20 protein-coding genes are annotated in these 22,299 nt (G+C 61.0%); 13 read left to right on the top strand and 7 right to left on the bottom strand.

Annotation, left to right across the window (positions count from 1 at the left end):
• Window positions 1-25: 25 nt before the first annotated feature.
• Both B2J69_RS06240 and araA read left to right on the top strand, forming a co-directional pair.
• Entirely contained in the window at window positions 26-1,711 is a 1,686-nt protein-coding gene (locus tag B2J69_RS06240) for a ribulokinase (RefSeq protein WP_081137429.1), read from the top strand.
• Between the two features lie 11 nt (window positions 1,712-1,722).
• Window positions 1,723-3,225 carry an L-arabinose isomerase gene (araA, locus tag B2J69_RS06235; protein WP_081137426.1) on the top strand — a complete coding sequence of 501 codons (1,503 nt, stop codon included), beginning with the start codon at window positions 1,723-1,725 and terminating at the stop codon, window positions 3,223-3,225.
• Between the two features lie 507 nt (window positions 3,226-3,732).
• Here the strand turns inward: araA and yjfF are convergent.
• The 4 genes from yjfF to ytfQ are packed head-to-tail and all read right to left on the bottom strand — an operon-like array spanning window position 3,733 to window position 8,250.
• Complete coding sequence (gene yjfF, locus B2J69_RS06230; protein ID WP_081137424.1) at window positions 3,733-4,719, bottom strand: galactofuranose ABC transporter, permease protein YjfF; 987 nt, start codon at window positions 4,717-4,719, stop codon at window positions 3,733-3,735.
• The gene (ytfT, locus tag B2J69_RS06225) at window positions 4,716-5,726 is read right to left on the bottom strand and encodes a galactofuranose ABC transporter, ATP-binding protein YtfT (protein WP_081137422.1); all 1,011 of its coding nucleotides are present in this window, start codon (window positions 5,724-5,726) and stop codon (window positions 4,716-4,718) included. Before ytfT ends, yjfF begins: the two co-directional genes overlap by 4 nt.
• Complete coding sequence (locus B2J69_RS06220) at window positions 5,719-7,239, bottom strand: sugar ABC transporter ATP-binding protein (RefSeq protein WP_081137419.1); 1,521 nt, start codon at window positions 7,237-7,239, stop codon at window positions 5,719-5,721. Before B2J69_RS06220 ends, ytfT begins: the two co-directional genes overlap by 8 nt.
• Before the next feature lie 54 nt (window positions 7,240-7,293).
• Window positions 7,294-8,250, bottom strand: coding sequence for a galactofuranose ABC transporter, galactofuranose-binding protein YtfQ (gene ytfQ / locus B2J69_RS06215; RefSeq protein ID WP_081137416.1), 957 nt, complete (start codon window positions 8,248-8,250; stop codon window positions 7,294-7,296).
• 710 nt (window positions 8,251-8,960) lie between these two features.
• On the opposite strand from ytfQ, the gene ydgT reads away from it, so the two are divergent.
• The 9 genes from ydgT (at window position 8,961) to nth (ending at window position 16,275) form a co-directional block, all read left to right on the top strand.
• Window positions 8,961-9,176 carry a transcription modulator YdgT gene (gene ydgT / locus B2J69_RS06210; protein ID WP_081137414.1) on the top strand — a complete coding sequence of 72 codons (216 nt, stop codon included), beginning with the start codon at window positions 8,961-8,963 and terminating at the stop codon, window positions 9,174-9,176.
• A gap of 91 nt (window positions 9,177-9,267) precedes the next feature.
• Window positions 9,268-9,711 (top strand): DUF2569 domain-containing protein, encoded by a 444-nt coding sequence (locus B2J69_RS06205; protein ID WP_081137412.1) that lies wholly within the window; start codon window positions 9,268-9,270, stop codon window positions 9,709-9,711.
• A 123-nt stretch (window positions 9,712-9,834) separates the two neighbouring features.
• Window positions 9,835-10,416: an electron transport complex subunit RsxA gene (rsxA, locus tag B2J69_RS06200; protein ID WP_033747388.1), complete on the top strand. Its 582-nt coding sequence runs from the start codon at window positions 9,835-9,837 to the stop codon at window positions 10,414-10,416.
• On the top strand, window positions 10,416-10,994 hold the full coding sequence (gene rsxB / locus B2J69_RS06195) for an electron transport complex subunit RsxB (protein WP_033747391.1): 579 nt from the start codon (window positions 10,416-10,418) through the stop codon (window positions 10,992-10,994). The genes rsxA and rsxB overlap by 1 nt, the downstream gene beginning before the upstream one ends.
• Window positions 10,987-13,251: an electron transport complex subunit RsxC gene (gene rsxC, locus B2J69_RS06190; RefSeq protein WP_081137410.1), complete on the top strand. Its 2,265-nt coding sequence runs from the start codon at window positions 10,987-10,989 to the stop codon at window positions 13,249-13,251. Before rsxB ends, rsxC begins: the two co-directional genes overlap by 8 nt.
• Window positions 13,252-14,310, top strand: coding sequence for an electron transport complex subunit RsxD (gene rsxD / locus B2J69_RS06185; protein WP_081137408.1), 1,059 nt, complete (start codon window positions 13,252-13,254; stop codon window positions 14,308-14,310).
• A 3-nt stretch (window positions 14,311-14,313) separates the two neighbouring features.
• Complete coding sequence (gene rsxG, locus B2J69_RS06180) at window positions 14,314-14,946, top strand: electron transport complex subunit RsxG (RefSeq protein ID WP_081137406.1); 633 nt, start codon at window positions 14,314-14,316, stop codon at window positions 14,944-14,946.
• Window positions 14,939-15,643, top strand: coding sequence for an electron transport complex subunit E (locus tag B2J69_RS06175; protein WP_081137404.1), 705 nt, complete (start codon window positions 14,939-14,941; stop codon window positions 15,641-15,643). Before rsxG ends, B2J69_RS06175 begins: the two co-directional genes overlap by 8 nt.
• Entirely contained in the window at window positions 15,640-16,275 is a 636-nt protein-coding gene (nth, locus tag B2J69_RS06170; RefSeq protein ID WP_081137402.1) for an endonuclease III, read from the top strand. The genes B2J69_RS06175 and nth overlap by 4 nt, the downstream gene beginning before the upstream one ends.
• Before the next feature lie 25 nt (window positions 16,276-16,300).
• Here nth and B2J69_RS06165 read toward each other — a convergent pair whose 3' ends face one another.
• Window positions 16,301-16,999, bottom strand: coding sequence for a CTP synthase C-terminal region-related (seleno)protein (locus tag B2J69_RS06165; protein WP_081137400.1), 699 nt, complete (start codon window positions 16,997-16,999; stop codon window positions 16,301-16,303).
• A gap of 680 nt (window positions 17,000-17,679) precedes the next feature.
• Between B2J69_RS06165 and dtpA the strand changes: the two genes are divergently transcribed.
• Window positions 17,680-19,176 (top strand): dipeptide/tripeptide permease DtpA, encoded by a 1,497-nt coding sequence (dtpA, locus tag B2J69_RS06160; RefSeq protein ID WP_081137398.1) that lies wholly within the window; start codon window positions 17,680-17,682, stop codon window positions 19,174-19,176.
• 145 nt (window positions 19,177-19,321) lie between these two features.
• Window positions 19,322-19,957 (top strand): glutathione transferase GstA, encoded by a 636-nt coding sequence (gene gstA / locus B2J69_RS06155; protein ID WP_081137395.1) that lies wholly within the window; start codon window positions 19,322-19,324, stop codon window positions 19,955-19,957.
• A 6-nt stretch (window positions 19,958-19,963) separates the two neighbouring features.
• Here the strand turns inward: gstA and pdxY are convergent, their stop codons facing one another.
• Together pdxY and tyrS are read right to left on the bottom strand one after the other, a co-directional pair.
• On the bottom strand, window positions 19,964-20,824 hold the full coding sequence (pdxY, locus tag B2J69_RS06150) for a pyridoxal kinase PdxY (RefSeq protein WP_081137393.1): 861 nt from the start codon (window positions 20,822-20,824) through the stop codon (window positions 19,964-19,966).
• A gap of 64 nt (window positions 20,825-20,888) precedes the next feature.
• A complete protein-coding gene (gene tyrS, locus B2J69_RS06145; RefSeq protein WP_081137391.1) occupies window positions 20,889-22,163 on the bottom strand; it encodes a tyrosine--tRNA ligase in 1,275 nt (424 codons plus the stop codon).
• Window positions 22,164-22,299 lie beyond the last annotated feature (136 nt).

Genomic DNA, 22,299 nt, shown 5'->3' with positions numbered 1-22,299 from the left:
GATTATTGATAACAGGAGATTTCTGATGCGTGCTGGAGCCATCACTCTGGGCCTCGACTTTGGCAGTGATTCGGTGCGTGCGCTGGCGGTGGACTGCGACAGCGGCAGCGAGCTGCAAACCGCCGTGGTGAACTACTCGCGCTGGCAGCAGGGTTTGTACAGCGATCCCCACGCCAACCGTTTTCGCCACCATCCGCTCGACTATATTGAGGCGATGGAAAAGGCACTGCTGGGCGTACTTGACGCGCTGACGCCGGAACAACGTGACAGCGTCACGGGAATCGGCGTCGATACCACCGGCTCTACGCCCGCGCCCATCGACCGCGACGGCAACGTGCTGGCGCTGCGTCCCGACTTTGCCGACAACCCCAACGCCATGTTCGTGCTGTGGAAGGATCACACCGCGATCGAAGAGGCTGAGGCGATTAATCAGCTCTGCCGCAGCGGCCGCTTTACCGACTACAGCCGCTATATCGGCGGCATCTACTCGTCTGAGTGGTTCTGGGCCAAAATTCTGCACGTTTCCCGCGCCGACGCCGCGGTGCGCGACGCCGCCGTCTCCTGGGTGGAGCTGTGCGACTGGGTGCCGGCGCTGCTGAGCGGCACCACCGCGCCCGCCAGCCTGCGCCGCAGCCGCTGCGCCGCGGGCCATAAGGCGCTCTGGCACCCTGAATGGCAGGGTCTGCCCGATATCGATTTCCTCAACGCGCTCGACCCGCTGCTGACCCAGCAGCTCGACTCGCCGCTGTTCCACGACACCTGGACCGCCGATATCCCGGTCGGCACCCTGAGCGCGGAATGGGCGCAGCGGCTCGGCCTGACGCAGAGCGTCACTATCGCCGGCGGCGCGTTCGACTGCCATATGGGCGCGGTGGGCGCTGGCGCGCAGCCCTATACGCTGGTCAAAGTGATCGGCACCTCGACCTGCGACATCCTGATTGCCGACGCGCAGCGCGTGGGCGATCGCGCCATCAGCGGCATCTGCGGCCAGGTCGACGGCAGCGTGATGCCGGGCGCGATTGGCTGCGAAGCGGGCCAGTCGGCGTTCGGCGATATCTACGCCTGGTTTAGCCGCCTGCTCGGCTGGCCGCTGCAGCAGGCGGCGGCGCAGCATCCGGAGCTTCAGCCGCAACTGGCGGAGATGCAGCGTAACCTGCTGCGTCAGCTGACCGAGGCCTGGGCCGCCGATCCGCAGCTCGATCATCTGCCGGTGGTGCTCGACTGGTTTAACGGCCGCCGCACCCCTAACGCCAACCAGCGCCTGAAGGGGGTGATCACCGACCTTAATCTCGGCACCGACGCCCCGGCGCTGTTCGGCGGTCTGATCGCCGCCACCGCCTTTGGCGCGCGCGCCATTATGGAGTGCTTCGAACAGCAGCAAATCCCGGTGGAGAACATCCTGACGCTGGGCGGCATCGCGCGCAAATCCCCTGCCATCATGCAGGCGTGCTGCGACGTGATGAACCGCCCGCTCGATATCGTCGCCTCTGACGAGTGCTGCGCGCTGGGCGCGGCGATCTTCGCCGCCGTCGCCGCCGGCGTCTACGCCTCGGTGCCCGAGGCGCAAAAAGCCATGGCCAGTCCGGTCGCCGTCACGCTACAGCCTGACGCCGCGCGCGTCGCACGCTATCAGCAGCTTTACGAACGTTATCAACTCTGGTGCGCGGCGGCCGAGCCGCAGTATGCGTCGCGCCCCGCCAACACTCATTAAGGAGCAGGTTTATGGATCAGTACAACGCGCACAGCGTATGGTTTGTGATTGGCACCCAGCATCTTTACGGCGCGGAAACCCTGCGTCAGGTGGAAGATCACGCCCGCCAGGTAGTGGAAGGCCTGAACGCCTCTTCCGCCTTGCCGTTAAAGCTTATCGTCAAGCCGCTGGTGAAGTCGCCGGATGAAGCGCTGGCGCTCTGCCGCGACGCCAGTCATGACGATAGCTGCGTCGGCATCATCACCTGGCTGCACACCTTCTCGCCCGCCAAAATGTGGATCGGCGGGCTGAACGTGCTGAACAAGCCGCTGCTGCAGTTCCATACCCAGTTCAACGCGGAGATCCCGTGGGACAGCATGGATATGGACTTTATGAACCTGAACCAGACCGCGCACGGCGGCCGCGAGTTCGGCTTTATCGGCGCGCGCATGGGGCTGCAGCACAGCGTGGTGACCGGCCACTGGCAGGATCCGGCCAGCCAGCAGCGCATCGGCAACTGGATGCGCGCCGCGTTCGCGAAGCAGGCCAGTCAGCAGCTGAAAGTGGCGCGCTTTGGCGACAATATGCGCGAAGTAGCGGTGACCGAAGGGGATAAAGTCGCGGCGCAGATCCAGTTTGGCTATTCGGTCAACGGCTGGGGCGTCGGCGATCTGGTCGAGGTGATTAATCAGGTCGGCGACGGCGAGGTCAACGCGCTGATCGATGAGTATGAAAGCCTCTATCGCTTTAGCGAGGTGGCGGCGAGCGGCGGCGAGAAGCGCCAGAACGTGCTGGATGCGGCGCGTATCGAGATCGGCATCAAGCGCTTCCTCGACAGCGAGGGCTGCAAAGCCTTTACCACCAACTTCCAGACGCTGCATGGCATGACGCAGCTTCCCGGACTGGCGGTGCAGCGCCTGATGGGCCAGGGCTACGGTTTCGCCGGCGAAGGCGACTGGAAAACCGCCGCGCTGCTGCGCATTTTTAAAGTGCTGGCGGGCGACCGTCCGGGCGGCACCTCCTTTATGGAGGATTACACCTATCACTTCTCCCCAGGCAACGACCTGGTGTTAGGGTCGCATATGCTGGAGGTCTGCCCCTCCATCGCCAAAGAAGAGAAGCCGCTGATCGACGTGCAGTTCCTCGGCATCGGCGGCAAAGCCGATCCGGCGCGCCTGATTTTCTCCACCCCGGCCGGACGCGCGGTGAACGCCAGCGTGATCGATATGGGCGACCGTTTCCGCCTGCTGGTGAACGTGGTGGATGCGATTGAGCAGCCGAAGCCGCTGCCGAAGCTGCCGGTGGCGCGCGCGCTGTGGCGCGCCCAGCCGTCGCTGGCCACCGCGTCGGAGGCCTGGATTCTGGCGGGCGGCGCGCACCATACGGTGTTCAGCCAGGCGCTGACGCTGGAGGATATGTATCTGTACGGCGAGATGAACGACATTGAAGTGCTGGTGATTGACGAGCACACGCGGCTGCCGGCGTTTAAAGATGCGCTGCGCTGGAATGAGGTTTATTACCGCTCGAAACGCTAGGTTAAGGGTTACAAAAAATTAGCGCCGACTTTTAAAGTCGGCGTTTTTGTTTAAGAAAAACCGAGCTGCTCAGTCGGGAAGATGGGCAGTTCCGTGAAGTCGGCGTAAATCCATCCCTGGAGCCTCGGCCTCGCCTTACTCGCCCCATCCCTGGGGCTCGCCCGCAAGCGGGCCAACGCTACGCGTTATTCAAAAACGCTCCCGGCGTTTTTGTCCATGGCTCGGACGCTTCACTCCACTGCCCATCTGCCCTCCTTTATCAACCTCTGTGCGGTTTGTCTAACAGCCATAAAAATGCTCAACCGTGGAAGGGGGTTCTGCCCGAAGAGCAAAGCGTCCGAGCCAGGATGGCGAGGCCGATCCGCATGGATGCGGGCATTCTTTGCGATCGGGCAGAACCCCCTTTCACGTCGCACATTCTCACCGCTACGCCACCACGCCGCATGTTCTGGCAGCAATACCAAAACAAAAAGCCGCCCTTAGGCGGCTTCACTCGCATCCGACTGGTCAACTCGCTATTCGCTTCACCGGCGCATTCTTCTGCCGATCCCACATCACCGTCAACAGGCGCTGCAGCGCAATAAAGGCAAACAGCAAAATGCCGATGGCGATCTTGGTCCACCAGGAACTCAGCGTGCCGTCAAAATTAATCCAGGTCTGGATCAGCCCCTGAATCAGTACCCCGAACAGCGTGCCGAGCACGGTGCCGACGCCGCCGGACAACAGCGTGCCGCCGATCACCACCGAGGCGATCGCGTCCAGCTCGACGCCCAGCCCCGCCAGCGCGTAGCCCGCCGAGGTGTAAATTGAAAACACGATACCGGCCAGCGTCGCCAGCGTGGTGGAAAGCATATAAATACGGATAGTGGTGGCGCGGGTAGAGATCCCCATCAGCTGCGCCGAGGTCACGCTGCCGCCAATAGCGTAAACCTGATTGCCGAAGCGCGTACGGTGCGCCAGCAGAATCCCGCCCGCCACCACCAGCAGCATCACCAGCGCCAGCAAACTCAGGCGACCGCCGCCCGGCACCTTCCACGCCAGACTGGAAAGCGTGGCGTACAGCGGATGATCGATGGGAATCGAATTCTCCGACACCAGATAGCTACAGCCGCGCAGAAAAAACATCCCCGCCAGCGTAATAATAAACGCCGGGATCTTCAGCGCGTCGATCAGCCAGCCCATCATGGCGCCGAACAGCGCGCCCGCTGCCAGAATAATAGCGAACGCCAGCAGCGGATGAATATGCAAATCGCCGATAGCGCGCGCCAGAAACACGCCGGTAAAGGCGATCACCGCGCCGACCGACAGATCGATGCCGCCAGACAAAATCACAAACGTCATGCCGACGGCGATAATGCCGAGAAAGGCGTTATCGGTGAGAATATTGCAAATCACCCGCGTCGAGGCGAAGCCGGGAAACTGACTCAGACAAAAAAGATAGCCCGCGACAAACACCAGCAGCGTAATCATCAGGGGAAGATGACGTTTAATCATTGGGGACGTCTCCGTTTCAACATCGCCAGAAAGCGCGGCGACTGCAGCAGCAGCACGCACATCACTACCACCGCCTTCACCACCTGATTCAGCTCCGGCGGAAAGCCCGACAGCAAAATGCCGGTATTCATCGCCTGAATAATCAGCGCGCCCACCAGCGACAGCGCCAGATTAAACCGACCGCCCATCAGCGAGGCGCCGCCGATCACCACGGCGAGGATGGCGTCCAGCTCGAGCCAAAGCCCGGCGTTATTAGCGTCCGCGCCGCGAATATCGGCGGTGACGATTAGCCCGGCCACCGCCGCGCACAGCCCGCTCATCACATAGGTGGACATCACCACCAGCCAGCCGTTGACGCCCGCATTGCGCGCCGCGCGCAGATTAATGCCGACCGCCTCGATAAACAGCCCGAGCGCGGTTTTGCGCGTCAGCAGCCAGACCAGCAGCGCCGCCGCCAGGGTAATCCACACCGGCACCGGCAGCAGCCACAGCGAGCCGCTGCCCAGCCAGGCCAGCGTCGCGCTGTCAAAAGTCACAATTTGCCCCTGGGTAATCAGCTGCGCCACGCCGCGCCCCGCCACCATCAGGATCAGCGTGGCGACAAATGGCTGAATGCGCAGCAGCGCCACCAGCACGCCGTTCCACAGGCCGCACAGTAGCCCCGCGCCCAGCGCGGAAAAAATCACCACCGCCAGACTGTGCCCCGACACGGTTAAGGTCGCCGCGGTGGCGCCGGCGATGGCCATCACCGCGCCGACGGACAAATCGATGCCGCCGGTGGCGATCACCAGCGTCATGCCGATCGCCAGCAGCGCCACCGGCGCGGCGCGGTTGAGAATATCGATTGGGCTGCCAAACAGGCGGCCATCCTGCAGATGCACGGCGAAAAAATTATTCGCCACCAGACTGTCTACCAGCAGCACCAGCGCCAGCGCGGCAATCTGCGGCAGGCCCGGCGGCAGGCGAAATTTACGGCGTTCAGGTTTCGTCATATGGGATTCAAGCATGTTGTGCCCCTCCGTCGGCGATGGCGTTCACGATCGACGCCACTGACAGCTGCTCCAGCGGGATCTCCGCCACCTGCTTCAGGTCGCGCATAATCACCACGCGATCGGCGTAGCCCACCAGCTCCTCCAGCTCAGACGAGATCACCAGCAGCGCCAGACCATCGGCGCACAGGGACTCGATCAGGCGAATAATCTCGGCGTGCGCGCCGACGTCAATGCCGCGCGTCGGCTCGTCGAGGATCAGAAACTGCGGTTTAGTCACCAGCCAGCGCGACAGCAGCACCTTCTGCTGATTGCCGCCGGAGAGCAGCTCCACCGACTGCTCGGCGTGCGGCGTGCGAATGCCGAGGCTTTTGATAAAACGCTCGGCGATCGCCTGCTGCTCGCGCCGCTTGATTGGCCGCAGCCAGCCGCGCTGCGCCTGCAGCGCGAGGATAATATTCTCGCGCACCGAGGCGGCGCCGATAATGCCGTCGGTCTTGCGATCTTCGGGACAAAAGCCGATGCCAAGGCGCGATGCTTTAGCCGGCGAGCGGATGGTCTGGGGTTTACCTTTGATGGTCGCCGTGCCGCGATCGGGACGACGAATGCCGAACAGCACCTCAGCGGTCTCGGTGCGGCCAGAGCCGAGCAGCCCGGCCAGCCCGACCACTTCTCCTGGGCGCACCTCCAGGTCGAACGGCTCGATGGTGCCCTTCTTGCCGTAGTCGCGAAACGACGCCACCGGCTGGTTGCTGCGCAGCGTGCTGCCCTGACGCTGCAGCGCAGTCTCCAGCAGCTCGCGCCCCAGCATCAGCTTGATCAGCTCAAGCTGCGGCAGCGTCGCGGTGTCGCGCGTGGCGATAAACTGGCCGTTGCGCAGCACCGTAATCCGGTCGGTAATGCGGTAGACCTGATCGAGAAAGTGCGTCACGAAGATCAGGCTCATGCCTTTGGCTTTCAGCTGCGCCATCAGGGTAAACAGCATCTCCACTTCGCTGGCGTCAAGGCTGGCGGTCGGCTCGTCGAGGATCAACACCTGCGCCGACAGGTCGACGGCGCGACAGATGGCGATAATCTGCTGCATCGCCACCGAAAAGTGCCCCAGCGGACGGGTCACGTCGAGAACAAAACCGTAGTTGCGCATCAGCGCGTCGGCGTCGCGCACCATGCGGCGACGATCCACCATGCCGAAGCGGCGCGGCTCGCGGCCGATAAACAGGTTGTCGGCCACCGACATGTTCGGCAGCATATTCACTTCCTGATAAACCGTGCCGATACCCATCTTCTGCGCATCGGCGGTGCTGCGCGGCGCAATGGTCTGCCCGTTCAGCGTCAGCGTGCCGGCGTCGCGGCTGTAAACCCCGGTCAACACCTTAATCAGGGTCGACTTGCCCGCGCCATTCTCGCCCAGCAGCGCCATGATCTCGCCTTTGCGCACGCTAAACGACACGTTATCCAGCGCCTTCACGCCGGGAAAGCCCTTACTGACGCCGCTGATGGTGAGCAGCGCATCGTCATTGTGCCTAATCATCTTGTCAGCTCCGCCTCAACAGATAAAAAGCCGCTCCGCAGAGCGGCGCGCGGCTCAGTAACCCATGCCTTTTTTGGTGTCCAGCTGCGCCTGGGCGTCGGCTGGCAGATAGAGGCGGGATTCAGTTTTGGTGATTTTCGGCGGCAGCGTGCCGTCTTTCTTGAATTTCTCCAGCGCGTCGAAAGCCGGACCCGCCATATTGGGCGTCAGCTCGACGTTGGCGTTGGCTTCGCCCGCCAGCATCGCCTTATAGATATCGGGCACGCCGTCGATCGAGCCGGTGAGGATATCTTTGCCCGGCTTCAGGCCCGCCTCTTTAATCGCCTGGATGGCGCCAATAGCCATATCGTCGTTGTGCGCGTAGACCATGCAGATGTTCTTGCCGTTGTTCTCCGCTTTGATAAAGCTCTCCATCACCTCTTTGCCCTTGCTGCGGGTAAAGTCGCCCGACTGCGAGCGCACCAGTTTGATATTGGAGTGGCCGGCGATCGCCTCGGCAAAGCCTTTCTTACGGTCGATGGCCACGCTGGCGCCGACGGTGCCCTGCAGCTCGACGACGTTGCACGGCTTGTCGCCAACGGTTTTCACCAGCCAGTCGCCGATCAGCTTGCCTTCCAGCACGTTGTCGGCGGTGACCACCGTCATATAGAGCGATTTGTCTTTTACCACGATGGCGCGATCCAGCAGGAAGACCGGGATTTTGGCATCTTTAGCTTCTTCCAGCACCGGCTCCCAGCCGGTCTGCACCACCGGCGCGATGAAGATAGCGTCCACACCCTGGGCGATAAACGAGCGCACCGCCTTGATTTGGTTCTCCTGCTTCTGCTGACCGTCTGCGATTTTCAGCGTGATGCCGCGCTTCGCCGCTTCACTTTTCGCCACGTTGGTTTCCGCTGAACGCCAGCCGGATTCGGAGCCGACCTGAGAGAAGCCGACCGTCAGGTCAGCCGCCGAGACCTGCGCGGTTAATGCGGCGCTGACCAGGCCGGTCAAAAGTAAACGTTTCCACATAGTTTGCATTCCTCTGAAGGGCTTTTGCGAGTAAGGGTAAAGAGCCCGTTTAGCCTGGCGTAAAACAGGCGAAATAAGGGCGACGCGCCTCACAAAACAGTGCAAATTAAAGGGGTTACGTGCAGGTAACACGAAGTTTCGCCTAACGGAGCATGGACAAATTAACTGTGTTTTCTGAAAATGCCGGTTAAATAAATGTAATAAACAGAATCGCTTATGAAAATGAGTTCTGAAAGCGATTACAACAATACGTAAACTTTGGTCATTACTCTTCTCTCCAGACGAAATAACAAATTTGTGATTATCCGCACAGTCGCGCGGCTAAATGGTCGTAAGCAGAGCGGCTTATGCAGAAAACAATAAATCCGCACTCAACTCAGTAAGGAGTTCTTTACCTGTTTTGCGCCAGCCAGGCGGCTAAGCGTAATAAATAGCAGTTTATAGCCCTAAGCAAGGCGACTTTTGGCTGCTATTAGCGTCATTAATATTGCCGCTGCGTTAGCAGAGAAAGAGCGGCGAGTCGGGTCTGCCGCCGCGGCTGGCGGCGTTATTCCGCATTGAGCAGGCGGGCGCGCCTGATAAAAAGTGGCGTTTTTGACTTATTGATTAGCGCACATAAATCATTTATGCCTTTTTTAGCATAAGGCGCTGGACAGCAGACGGCGGCCCCCTATACTGGGCGCTTCTCTGTTCTCTCTATTATGGCAATCATGACCGCGCAAGATTACCTGCTCAAATTCCGCAAAGTGAATAATCTGGAAAGTCTGGAAAAACTCTACGATCATCTCAACTACTCGCTTACCGATGATAAAGAGATTATCAATATGTATCGCGCGGCGGATCATCGACGCGCCGAGCTGGCATCGGGCGGACGCCTTTACGATTTGGGCCGCGTGCCGAAAACGGTATGGCACTACGTCGTCTGAGCCGCCAGGTTTGGGTCTGGACTGCGCGCAGGCAGGCCCGCCCGGAACGTGATATTCTCCCCGCTTTTCTCGCCGCAACAGGATCGTCTCAATGAATGAATCGGTAACCGCGCCGCGTCTTGGGGGCTGGCTGCTTCTCCCGCTCGCCTGGCTGATTATGATGATGCTGACCAGCGCCATGGTGCTGGCGATGTACCTCAGCCCGCTGTTTAATCCGGTATGGCGCGTCACGCTGTTTTCGCACGACGGCATGCTGGTCACTAACTGGGCGGTTTCGCTGCTCACCGCGCTGGCGGTCTGGCTCTACAGCCTGTGGGTCTGCTGGATTTTTTGTAAGCGTTCGCGTCGCCTGCCGCGTCACTACATTATCTGGCTGCTGGTGACCCTGCTGCTGGCGCTGAAAACCTTCGCCTTTACGCCGGTCTCCGACGGCAAGGCTGCGCAGACGCTGCTGCTGGCGCTGCTCGCCGCGGCGGTTTTCGTGCCCTATTTCAAACGTTCTCAGCGGGTCAAAAGCACCTTTATTCAGCCGTAACGCCGCGAGTTTAGTCAGGAATTTAATTCTGAGTGCGATAGCGTCCGCTGCGCCTCGCACAGTGGTTGAGATAGCGTCACAGATCACAGATAATAGGCCGCTTTCCGAATCAATGGCGAAAAAATGACCGATTATCTCTTGCTGTTTGTAGGCACTGTGCTGGTGAATAACTTCGTGCTGGTGAAGTTTCTCGGCCTTTGTCCCTTTATGGGCGTTTCCAAAAAACTGGAAACGGCGATTGGCATGGGTCTCGCTACCACTTTCGTGATCACCCTGGCGTCAATCTGCGCCTGGCTGGTGAACCACCTGATTCTGGTGCCGCTCGACCTCGTCTACCTGCGCACCATGGCCTATATCCTGGTGATCGCGGTGGTGGTGCAGTTCACCGAGATGGTGGTGCGTAAAACCAGCCCGTCGCTCTACCGCCTGCTGGGCATCTTTCTGCCGCTGATCACCACCAACTGCGCGGTGCTCGGCGTGCCGCTGTTGAGCGTCAACCTTAACCACACCTTTTTACAGGCGGCTCTTTACGGGTTCAGCGCCTCGCTCGGCTTTTCGCTGGTGATGGTGCTGTTTGCCGGCATGCGCGAGCGTCTGGTGCTGGCTAACGTGCCCGCGCCCTTTAAAGGCTCCTCTATCGCGCTGGTGACCGCCGGCCTGATGGCGCTGGCGTTTATGGGCTTTACCGGTCTGGTGAAATTCTGATGAGCGCGATCTGGATTGCCATTATCGTTCTGAGCGCGCTGAGCCTGGTGTTCGGCGCCCTGCTGGGCTACGCCTCGCGCCGCTTTGAAGTGGAAGAAGATCCCATCGTTGAGCAGATCGACGAGCTGCTGCCGCAGAGCCAGTGCGGCCAGTGCGGCTATCCTGGCTGCCGTCCCTATGCGGACGCGGTGGGCAACAACGGCGAGGCGATCAACAAATGCGCGCCGGGCGGCGAGCAGACCATGCTTAAGCTGGCGGCGCTGCTCAACGTCGATCCTCAGCCGATTGACGGCGACGAGACGGCAAAAGAGCCGGTGCGCACCGTGGCCTGGATCGATGAAGCCAACTGCATCGGCTGCACCAAATGCATTCAGGCCTGTCCGGTCGACGCCATCGTCGGCGCGACGCGCGCCATGCACACCGTACTCAGCGATGTCTGCACCGGCTGCGATCTCTGCGTCGCGCCCTGTCCTACCGACTGCATCGAGATGCGTCCCGTGGCGACCACGACCGCTAACTGGAAGTGGGATCTTGAAACCATTCCTGTACGGGTGATCCCGGTAGAAAGCCATGCTTAATCTGTTGAATATCTTTCGTAAAGAGAAACTGTGGGATTTCGAAGGCGGCATTCATCCGCCGGAAATGAAAACCCAGTCGAACGGCACGCCGCTGAGCCAGCTGCCGCTGCCGGACCGTTTTATTATTCCCCTGAAGCAGCATATCGGCCATGAAGGCGAGATCTGCGTGGCGCCGGGCGATCGCGTGCTGCGCGGTCAGCCGCTGACGTTCGGCAACGGCCGTATGCTGCCGGTCCATGCGCCCACCTCCGGCACCGTCGACGCCATTGCGCAGCATATGACCGCGCACCCTTCCGGGCTGTCGGAACTCTGCATTTTTATGTCGCCGGACGGCGAGGATCGCTGGACGACCCTTGAACCGCTGGCGGACTATCGCCAGCGCGCACGCGCCGATATCGTGCAGCGCATTCACGACGCGGGCGTCGCCGGCCTCGGCGGCGCGGGCTTCCCGACCGGCACTAAGCTGCGCGGCGGGCTGCGCGGCGTGAAAACGCTGATTATCAACGCCGCCGAATGCGAACCCTATATCACCGCCGACGACCGTCTGATGCAGGACTGTGCCGCCGAAGTGCTGGAAGGCAGCCGCATTCTCGCCTGGGTGTTGCAGGCTGAGCGCGTGTTGATCGGCATTGAAGACAACAAGCCGGAGGCGATTGCCGCGCTGAAACGGGCGCTGGGCGGCGAGCGCGATCTGCAGATCCGCGTCATTCCGACCAAATATCCCTCCGGCGGCGCGAAGCAGCTGACCAAAATTCTTACCGGGCTGGAAGTGCCGCACGGCGGCCGCTCCACCGATATCGGCGTGCTGATGCAGAACGTCGGCACCGCCTGGGCGGTGAAGCGCGCGGTGGTCGACGGCGAGCCGCTGACCGAACGCGTGGTGACGCTGACCGGCGAGGCGATAGCGCAGCCGCGCAACGTCTGGAGCCGCATCGGCACGCCGATCAGCCATCTGCTGCATCAGGTCGGCTTTACCCCCGCGCCGCGCCAGATGGTGATTATGGGCGGTCCGCTGATGGGCTTTACCCTGCCGTCGCTGGATGTGCCGGTGGTGAAGATCACCAACTGTATTCTGGCGCCCTCCGCCAGCGAGATGGGCAACAACGACGAGGAGCAGTCCTGTATTCGCTGCTCCGCCTGCGCTGACGCCTGTCCAGCTAAGCTGCTGCCGCAGCAGCTCTACTGGTACAGCCAGGGCGGCGATCACGATAAAGCGCGTGCCCACCATATCGACGACTGCATTGAGTGCGGCGCCTGCGCCTATGTCTGCCCGAGCAATATCCCGCTGGTGCAGTATTACCGCCAGGAGAAGGCGGAGCTACGCGCCATTGACCTTGAGGCGAAGCGCACCGCAGAGGCGAAAGCGCGCTTCGAGGCGCGCCAGGCACGTCTGGAACGCGAGAAGCTGGCGCGCGAAGCGAAGCATGAGCAGGCGAAGCAGCGCGTAGCGCGCAGCGACGAAGGCGAGCTGGCGGCCGCGCGCGAACGCGTGATGGCGAAGCGTCAGGCCGCGGGCGAAGTCGATCCGGCGGTGGAAGAGGCGCAGCGTCAGGCGCGCCATGCGCAGGCGCATCTGCGTCAGGCTGAAGCGCAGGCGGAAACCCAGCCAGTAACCCGTCAGACGGCCGATCCGCGTAAAGCGGCGGTCGAGGTCGCTATCGCCCGTGCGAAGGCGAAGAAGGTCGCGCAGCCAGAGGCTGCTGAACCAGCAGAGGACCCGCGCAAGGCGGCGGTAGAAGCCGCCATTGCCCGCGCCAAAGCGAAAAAAGCCGCGCAGGCCGAGGCGCCGCAGCCGGACGCCGCAGTCGAAGCGGTCGATCCACGCAAGGCAGCGGTGGAAGCGGCTATTGCCCGCGCCAAAGCGAAAAAAGCCGCGCAGGCCGAGGCGCCGCAGCCGGACGCCGCAGCCGAAGCGGTCGATCCGCGCAAGGCAGCGGTAGAAGCCGCCATTGCCCGCGCCAAAGCGAAGAAAGCCGAAGCGGCGCAGGCTGCCGCTGGCACCCTGACCGAAGAGGTATTGCCGGTTGAGGATGTGCCGCCGGTGGATCCGCGTAAGGCGGCGGTGGAAGCCGCTATCGCGCGTGCGAAGGCGAAAAAAGCCGCCGCCGCGCAGCAGTCAGAAAAGGACGTCGTGACCCCCGACGTTGAAAACAGTGATGCGCATCCGTCGCAAGACGCGCGCAAGGCAGCCGTCGCTGCCGCTATCGCCCGGGCCAAAGCGCGTAAAGCGCAGACGCCGTCGACGTTTGAGGAATAAATGGCTTTTCGTATCGCAAGTTCTCCCTATACCCACAACCGCCGCAGCACCGGCAATATCATGCTGCTGGTGGCGCTGGCGGCCGTGCCCGGCTTTGCCGCGCAATGCTATTTCTTTGGCTACGGCAGCCTGTTTCAGCTGCTGCTGGCGGTCCTGACCGCCTGGCTGGCGGAAGCGGCCATTCTGCGCCTGCGCAAGGCGCCGATCGTCCCCAGCCTCGCGGATAACTCCGCGCTGCTCACCGCCGTGCTGATCGGCATTAGCCTGCCGCCGCTCGCGCCCTGGTGGCTGGTGGTGATTGGCACCCTGTTCGCTATCGTCATTGCCAAGCAGCTCTACGGCGGGCTGGGCCAGAACCCCTTCAACCCGGCAATGGTCGGCTATGTGGTGCTGCTGATCTCCTTCCCGGTACAGATGACCAGCTGGCTGCCGCCCGACGCGCTGCAGGCGGTGAAGCCCGGCCTGCTCGACTCGCTGAGCATGATCTTCACCGGCCATACGCTGGCGGGCGACACCATGCAGCAGTTGCAGCTCGGCGTCGACGGCGTCAGCCAGGCAACGCCGCTGGATACCTTCAAAACCGGCCTGCGCGCCGGCCACAGCGCGGAGCAGCTGCTGGCGCAGCCGATTTACACCGGCGTGCTGGCCGGTCTCGGCTGGCAGTGGATTAACGTCGGCTATCTGGCGGGCGGCCTGTTCCTGCTGTGGAAGAACGCCATTCGCTGGCATATTCCCGCCGCGATGCTGCTGTCGCTGGCCCTCTGCGCCACGCTGGGCTGGCTGATTTCGCCCGAGAGCCTGAACACGCCGCTGATCCACCTCTTTTCCGGCGCCACCATGCTCGGCGCGTTTTTTATCGCCACCGATCCGGTGACCGCCTCCACCACCAACCGCGGGCGTCTGATTTACGGCGCGCTGATCGGTCTGCTGGTGTGGCTGATCCGCAGTTTCGGCGGCTATCCGGACGGCGTCGCCTTTGCCGTGCTGCTGGCGAATATTTGCGTGCCGCTGATCGATTACTACACGCAGCCGCGCGTTTACGGCCATCGCAAGGAGTGATCGATGCTTGAGACTATCCGTAAAAACGCCGTCACCCTGGCGCTGTTCGCCGTCTTCACCACCGGTTTGACTGCGGTGGTGAACTACGTGACCAAACCAACCATCGCGCATCAGACGGCGCTCAACCAGAAAAACCTGCTGGATCAGGTGGTGCCGGTGGATCTGTACGATAATCAGATCCAGCGCGAATGTTACCTTGTCACCGACGCCGCGCTGGGCAACGCCGCGCCGCATCATCTCTATCTGGCGCGCAAAGGCGATACGCCGGTTGCCGCCGCGCTTGAGACCACCGCGCCGGATGGCTATTCTGGTGCCATCCAGATGCTGGTCGGCGCCGATTTTCATGGCAAAGTGCTGGGCGTGCGCGTCATCGAACATCACGAAACGCCCGGACTCGGTGACAAAATCGAGCTGCGCATCTCTGACTGGATCAACAGCTTCAACGGCAAAGTGGTGCACGGCGCCGACGATAAAGCCTTTGCGGTGAAGAAAGACGGCGGCGAATTCGACCAGTTTACCGGCGCCACCATTACCCCGCGCGCCGTGGTCAACGCCACCAAACGAACCGCGCTTCTGATTGAATCTTTGAGCGGCAGGCTCTCGTCGCTGCCTGAATGTGGAGACGCAAATGAGTGAAGCTAAGAATTTACTGGTTGGCGGCCTGTGGAAAAACAACTCGGCGCTGGTGCAGCTGCTGGGGCTCTGTCCACTGCTGGCGGTCACCTCGACGGCCACCAACGCGCTGGGCCTGGGGCTGGCGACCACGCTGGTGTTGACCATCACCAACAGCGCCATTTCCGCCTCGCGCCGCTGGGTGCCGTCGGAAATTCGCATTCCGATCTATGTGATGATCATCGCCTCGGTGGTGAGCTGCGTACAGATGCTGATCAACGCTTACGCCTATGGTCTTTATCAGTCACTCGGCATCTTTATTCCGCTGATCGTCACCAACTGCATCGTGGTGGGCCGTGCCGAAGCGGTCGCCTCGAAGAGCAGCATTCCCCTTGCCGCGCTGGATGGCTTTGCTATCGGCATGGGCGCCACCTGCGCCATGGTGACGCTTGGCTCGATTCGCGAGCTGATCGGCAGCGGCACGCTGTTTAACGGCGCGGATCAGCTGCTGGGTCCGTGGGCGAAGGCGCTGCGCATCGAGGTGGTGCATTTCGACTCGCCGATGCTGCTGGCGATGCTGCCGCCGGGCGCCTTTATCGGACTCGGCATGCTGCTGGCGGCGAAGTACCTTATCGATCAGAAGATGAAACAGCGCGCCGCACGCCGCGACGCTGAAGCCGCAGCGGCCGAACCGCACGCGCCTGCCGGGAAAGCGGTGTGAATCAGAGCAAACGCGTAGAAATTCTTAGCCGGCTGCGGGCCAGTAACCCGCATCCCACCACCGAGCTTAACTTCTCCTCGCCGTTTGAACTGCTGATCGCCGTTTTGCTGTCGGCGCAGGCTACCGACGTTAGCGTCAATAAAGCCACGGCGAAGCTGTATCCGATAGCGAATACCCCCGCCGCGATGCTGGCGCTGGGCGTCGATGGGGTCAAGGAACATATCAAAACCATCGGCCTGTTCAACAGTAAAGCGGAAAACGTTATCAAGACCTGTCGCATCCTGCTGGAGCAGCACGGCGGCGAGGTGCCAGAAGATCGCGCCGCGCTGGAGGCGCTGCCTGGCGTCGGCCGCAAAACCGCCAACGTGGTGCTGAATACCGCTTTCGGCTGGCCGACCATCGCGGTCGACACCCACATTTTCCGCGTCAGCAACCGCACCCGCTTTGCGCCGGGGAAAAACGTCGAGGAAGTTGAGGCGAAGCTGCTGAAGGTGGTGCCAAAAGAGTTTAAGGTCGACTGCCATCACTGGTTGATCTTGCATGGCCGCTACACCTGCGTGGCGCGCAAGCCGCGCTGTGGCGCCTGCCTGATCGAAGATCTGTGCGAGTTTCCCGACAAGACCGAGATTTAACGGGCGTCGCGACGCCCGTTACGCGTCAGCCGCGCGCCAGCGCCGCCTGCAGCCAGGCGATAACCAGCGGCGACGCTTTATCCTGCAGCGCCGCCCGCTCCGACTGAAATAGCGTGGCGACAAAGTAAGGGTGATCGATCAGCTCAATGCCGCGCACGTCTCCTGCAGCGTCCCATGAGGTAATGCGCAGATTCTCCCCCTCCAGCGCCTCGCTAAAGGCGGGATTGACGCCAAAATTACAGTGGTAGCCCTCATCACTCGACTGCGCGCCATAGGCCTCGGCGATGCGCGATCCCGGCGCGAACCTCACCTCGCCTCGCTGCTCTACCAGCGAACAGCTCAGGGGCGCAATCACCATACGGCCGCCTTCGTCGGTTTCGGCGTGATTCGCATCCTGCCAGCCCAGCGCGTTGCGCGCATATTCAATCACTGCATACTGAAAGCCGCCGCAGGATCCAAGAAACGGATGGCGATGCTCGCGCGCCCAGCGAATAATTTCAAACACGGCGTCATCGTTTTTATAGGGGCTGCCCGGCACCACCCAGAGGGCATCGCTGCGGCGCGCGGCGTCGACCACGCCTGCCTCGTCGGTTGCCAGCCAGTTGAAAGAGACAGATGCGCCGAGGTGCTGGGCGGCGCGCTCGATAGCCAGAGGAATAGCCTGATGTGCAACGGCGCTGGCGCGATAATCGCCCACCAGCGCCAGGTTTAAAGAAGCTGCCATGATTACGTCCTGTAAGGGGAAATTTCGAGGTTACCGGATCGTTAATTTGTTGTCGATACGGTAAAAATCGCAATCTTTATCTGACAACGTTGCCGCGTTCAGGCGCCGAAAAAGCCGCTGCCTGGCCCGCGAAGCGATCTGTTTTTTTCCCCTTCCGTTTTGCCTTATCGCCGCTTTTTTCCCGCCTTTTAGGCCTGCGCAAACGCTTTCTTCTTTTACTTCATGAATTAATTGCAAATTTTGTGCGAGAGATCAACTTTTACCGCACCACCCCCCTTTCCGGAAGACAATCTGTTTGATCCTTATGCAAACTGGCTAATAAACGCCATAAATGCCGAACAAAAAGCTGATTAATTATCAATCATTGACACCATAATCTGCCGATCACCGCAAAAGCAGCTTATCTTGTTTATATCGCCCTTCACGCGTGAAAAACAAACGTTTGTTCTGATATAATCTTCCTCACTGAAATTTAAATCCGATTCCCAGGCGCGGTTAAGTTTTTAAACCTTACCTCGCCAGGGGTTTTCAGCATTCAAAAAATTCTTGCCCTGATGCGCTTAATCAGCCACATTAGGCGCCGCTTTTCCCTACTAATAACAATGTCGCGCATGGAATCCTGACATGACGCGGACTTATTTCCTGTCGTAAAACAGGGTACGAGAAAAACTGAGGTACACGTGTCAACTGCAAACAAACACACTGATGAGGCGGTCAGCCTCAATGCGTTCAAACAGCCGAAGGCGTTCTACCTGATCTTCTCGATTGAGTTGTGGGAACGTTTTGGCTTTTACGGCCTGCAGGCCATCATGGCTGTTTACCTGGTTAAGCAGCTCGGCATGTCGGAAGCGGCGTCTATTACCCTTTTTGCTTCATTCAGCGCGCTGGTCTACGGCCTGGTGGCGATTGGCGGCTGGCTGGGCGATAAGGTGCTGGGCACCAAACGCGTTATCGTGCTGGGCGTTATCGTGCTGGCGCTCGGTTATGCGCTGGTTGCCTTCTCCGGGCACGACGTCGGCATGGTCTATGTCGGCATGGCGACCATTGCGGTCGGCAGCGGCCTGTTTAAAGCCAACCCGTCTTCGCTGCTTTCTACCTGCTACGAAAAAGACGATCCGCGCCTCGACGGCGCCTTCACCATGTTCTACATGTCCATCAACGTCGGTTCGCTCTTCTCGATGATGCTGACCCCGTGGCTGGCGGCGAAATATGGCTGGAGCGTTGCCTTTTCACTGTCGGTCGTTGGCCTGGTGATCACCCTGCTCAATTTCCTGTTCTGTAAAGGCCTGGTGAAAAACTACGGTTCAAAGCCGGACTTCGCCCCGCTCAACGTCAGCAAGCTGCTGATGACGCTGGTTGGCGTAGTGGTGCTGGTCGCTATCGCCACCTGGCTACTGCATAACCAGACCATCGCGCGCATTACGCTGGGCGTGGTGGCGCTGGGCATTATCCTGATCTTCGCCAAAGAGGCCTTCTCGCTGCACGGCGCGGCGCGTCGCAAAATGATCGTGGCCTTTCTGCTGATGGTAGAGGCGATCGTTTTCTTCGTGCTCTATATGCAGATGCCGACCTCGCTTAACTTCTTCGCCATCCGCAACGTTGAGCACACCATTCTGGGCATCACCTTCGAGCCGGAGCAGTTCCAGGCGCTTAACCCGTTCTGGATCATGCTGGCCAGCCCGCTGCTGGCGGCGGTCTACAACAAGCTGGGTGATAAGCTGCCGATGCCGTTTAAGTTCGCTATCGGTATGGTGCTCTGCTCCGCCGCCTTCCTGGTGCTGCCGCTCGGCGCGAAGTTCGCTTCTGATGCGGGTATCGTTTCGGTGAACTGGCTGATCCTGAGCTATGCGCTGCAGAGCATCGGCGAGCTGATGATCTCCGGCCTGGGTCTGGCGATGGTGGCACAGCTGGTGCCGCAGCGTCTGATGGGCTTTATCATGGGCTCCTGGTTCCTGACCACCGCTGGCGCGGCGATGATCGCCGGTAAAGTGGCGGGCCTGATGGCGGTGCCGGAAAACGTCACCGATCCGCTGGCGTCGCTGAACGTCTACAGCAGCGTCTTCCAGCAGATTGGCATCGTCACCGGCGTGATCGCCGTGCTGATGCTGCTGACCGCGCCGCTGCTGAACCGCATGGCGCAGTCGCCGCAGGCAGAGCTGAAAAAAGCGCAGGCCTGATGCTTCACGCCTCCTGCTGCCGGGCCATGCGCCCGGCTTTTTTTTCTCTTTTTCCGGGCCAGCGGCGGCGCTTGATCGCGGTCACTGGCAAATCGGCGGCAACGCATTAAGCTGCAATGATCCTGTCGAAACCCGGAGGTCCGTGATGAAACTGTTCTGTAAGGCGGGAGCCTGCTCGCTTTCGCCGCATATCGTGCTGCGCGAGTGCGGGCTCGACTTCACCCAGGTAAGCGTCGATCTGGTGAAGAAAGTCACCGAATGCAGCGAAGATTACTGGCAAATCAATCCCAAAGGCCAGGTGCCGGCGCTGGAGCTGGATGACGGCACCCTGCTGACCGAAGGGGTAGCGATCGTACAGTATCTGGCGGACCTGAAGCCCGATCGCCAGCTGCTGGCGCCGGTTGGCAGCCTGACGCGCTACCATACGCTGGAGTGGCTCAGCTTTATCAGCAGCGAGCTGCATAAAACCTTTACGCCGCTGTTTAAACCCGACACGCCCGACAGCTATAAGCCGCTGCTGCGCGCCCGGCTGGAGCAGCAGTTTCGCTTCGTCGACAAGGCGCTGCAGGATAAGCAGTGGCTAATGGGGCTGCGCTTTAGCGTGGCGGACGCTTATCTTTATGTGATGGTGCGCTGGGCGCACGCGCTGAAGCTAGAGCTGGATGGCTTAACGGCGCTGGAGGCCTGGTTTCAGCGGACGTCGCAGCGGCCTGCGGTGCAGGCGGCGCTCAAGGCGGAAGGTCTGGCTCAGGAAACGGGGCCGACGCGCGGTCGGCCCTGACAGAGATTACAGTCGCTCAGCGGCAAAGTGCTGGGTCGGCTGCGCGATGGCGTCCTGAGCGGCCACCAGCTGCAGCTCATACTCGCCCATGGCGTGCGTGGTCAGCATCACCTCATAGACCGCGGCGGTGACGTGCTCCAGCGCGCTGCGCAGATCCTTGCCGTGCAGCAGGTTGACCAGCAGCAGGCCGCTGGTGAGGTCGCCGACGCCGACCGGCTGACGCACGCCGAAATCGACCAGCGGCCGGCTGATGTGCCAGGCCTCTTCCGCCGTGACCAGCAGCATCTCGAAGCGATCGCTGCGGCGTCCGGCGCGCGCCAGGTGTTTCACCAGCACCACGCGCGGCCCCTGCGCAATCAGCGCACGCGCCGCGGCAATCGCCTCTTCCACGCTGGCAACGCTGCGCTCGCTGAGCATCTCCAGCTCCAGCAGGTTGGGCGCGATAATATCGCTGGCGGGCATGGCATATTTGCAGTGGTACTCCGCCACGCCAGGCGCCACGATGCAGCCTTTTTCAGGATGTCCCATCACCGGATCGCAAAAGAACCAGGCGTCGGGATTGGCGGCCTTCACCATGCGCACGATCTCGAGGATCTGCTCGCCCTGCTCGGCGGAGCCGAGATAGCCGCTCAGCACCGCGTCGCAGGTTTTCAGCCGATCGATATCGCTGATGCCCTTAACGATATCGGTCAGATGCGTGGCGGGCATCACGGTGCCGGTCCAGTGGCCGTACTGCGTGTGGTTGGAGAACTGTACGGTGTTCAGCGGCCAGACGTTGGCCCCCATGCGCCGCATCGGAAATTCGGCGGCGGCATTGCCGGCGTGACCGAAGACGACGTGCGACTGAATTGCGAGAATATTTTTCATTATGCTGTTGCTGTCTTGCCCTTGCCTGCCATAAAAAAAGGGCCGGAAACCGGCCCTGAAGCGCTTACTGCCAGACGATCAGGCAGTAGTGTTTTTTGCCGCGACGCAGCAGCGTGTAGCGACCGAACAGCTTGTCGCTGTCGCTGAAGCGATACTCCGCGTCCGACTGCTTCTCGCCGTTCAGGGTGACGGCGTTGGAGCCGATCATGGTGCGCGCCTGGCCGCGTGACGGCACCAGTTCGGCCTTGACCAGCGCCTGCTGCAGATCGTCTTCCGCGCCGAGCTGCACGGTCGGCATACCGTCCTGCGCCAGCTGTTCGAAGTCCGCTTCGGTCATCTCGCTCAGCGCGCCGGAGAAGAGGCTGTCGGTGATACGTTTCGCCGCCGCCAGGCCCGCCTCGCCATGCACCAGGCGCGTGACGTTCTCGGCCAGCACGTACTGCGCGCGCGGCGCCTTGCCGCTGTTTTTGTCCTCTTCTTCCAGCGCGTTGATCTCGTCAAGGCTAAGGAAGGTGAAGAACTTCAGGAAGCGGTAGACGTCGGCGTCCGCGGTGTTGATCCAGAACTGGTAGAACTTATAGGGGCTGGTTTTCTTCGCATCGAGCCACACCGCACCGCCTTCGGTTTTACCAAACTTGGTGCCGTCTGATTTGGTGATCAGCGGCACCGTCAGGCCGAAGACCTGGTTCTGATAGAGACGACGCGTCAGATCGATGCCGGAGGTGATATTGCCCCACTGATCGGATCCACCAATCTGCAGCGCGACGCCGTGACGCTTGTTCAGCTCGGCGAAGTCATAGCCCTGCAGCAGGTTGTAGGAGAACTCGGTAAAGGAGATCCCCTGGTCGTCGCGGTTCAGGCGCTGTTTCACCGCTTCTTTGTTGATCATCTGATTCACAGAGAAGTGCTTGCCGATATCGCGCAGGAAGGTCAGCACGTTCATGCCGCCGAACCAGTCGTAGTTGTTGGCGGCGATAGCGCTGTTGTCGCCGCAGTCGAAATCGAGGAACGGCGCCACCTGACGGCGGATCTTCTCAACCCATTCGCCGACGGTTTCGCTGGTATTGAGTTTACGTTCTGCTGCTTTAAAGCTGGGATCGCCAATCAGACCGGTGGCACCACCCACCAGCGCGACCGGCTTGTGTCCGGCATCCTGAAAACGTTTCAGGCAGAGCAGCGGCACCAGATGGCCCAAATGCAAGCTGTCAGCGGTCGGATCGAAGCCGCAATAGAGGGCGATCGGCCCTTGCGCCAGTCGCTCTGCTAACGCTTCCTCGTCCGTTACCTGGGCGATTAAGCCCCGTTCCTGCAATTGTTGTATCAGGTTACTGCTGGTCATCACTGACTCCAAATTGATCAGACTGCACCTATGCTGGTACACAGCTTTCCGCTGAGTGCGGAAGAAAAAAATGAGGGCTATAGCATAAAGCGCTGGCGACTTCCTTGCCAGCGCTGAGAGCGGAGAAAAACGCTGT

This window comes from Pantoea latae (assembly GCF_002077695.1).
Taxonomy (GTDB): Bacteria; Pseudomonadota; Gammaproteobacteria; order Enterobacterales; family Enterobacteriaceae; genus Pantoea; species Pantoea latae.
Note: the sequence above shows the minus strand (reverse complement) of the source record. Positions and strands in the feature narration are given on the sequence as shown.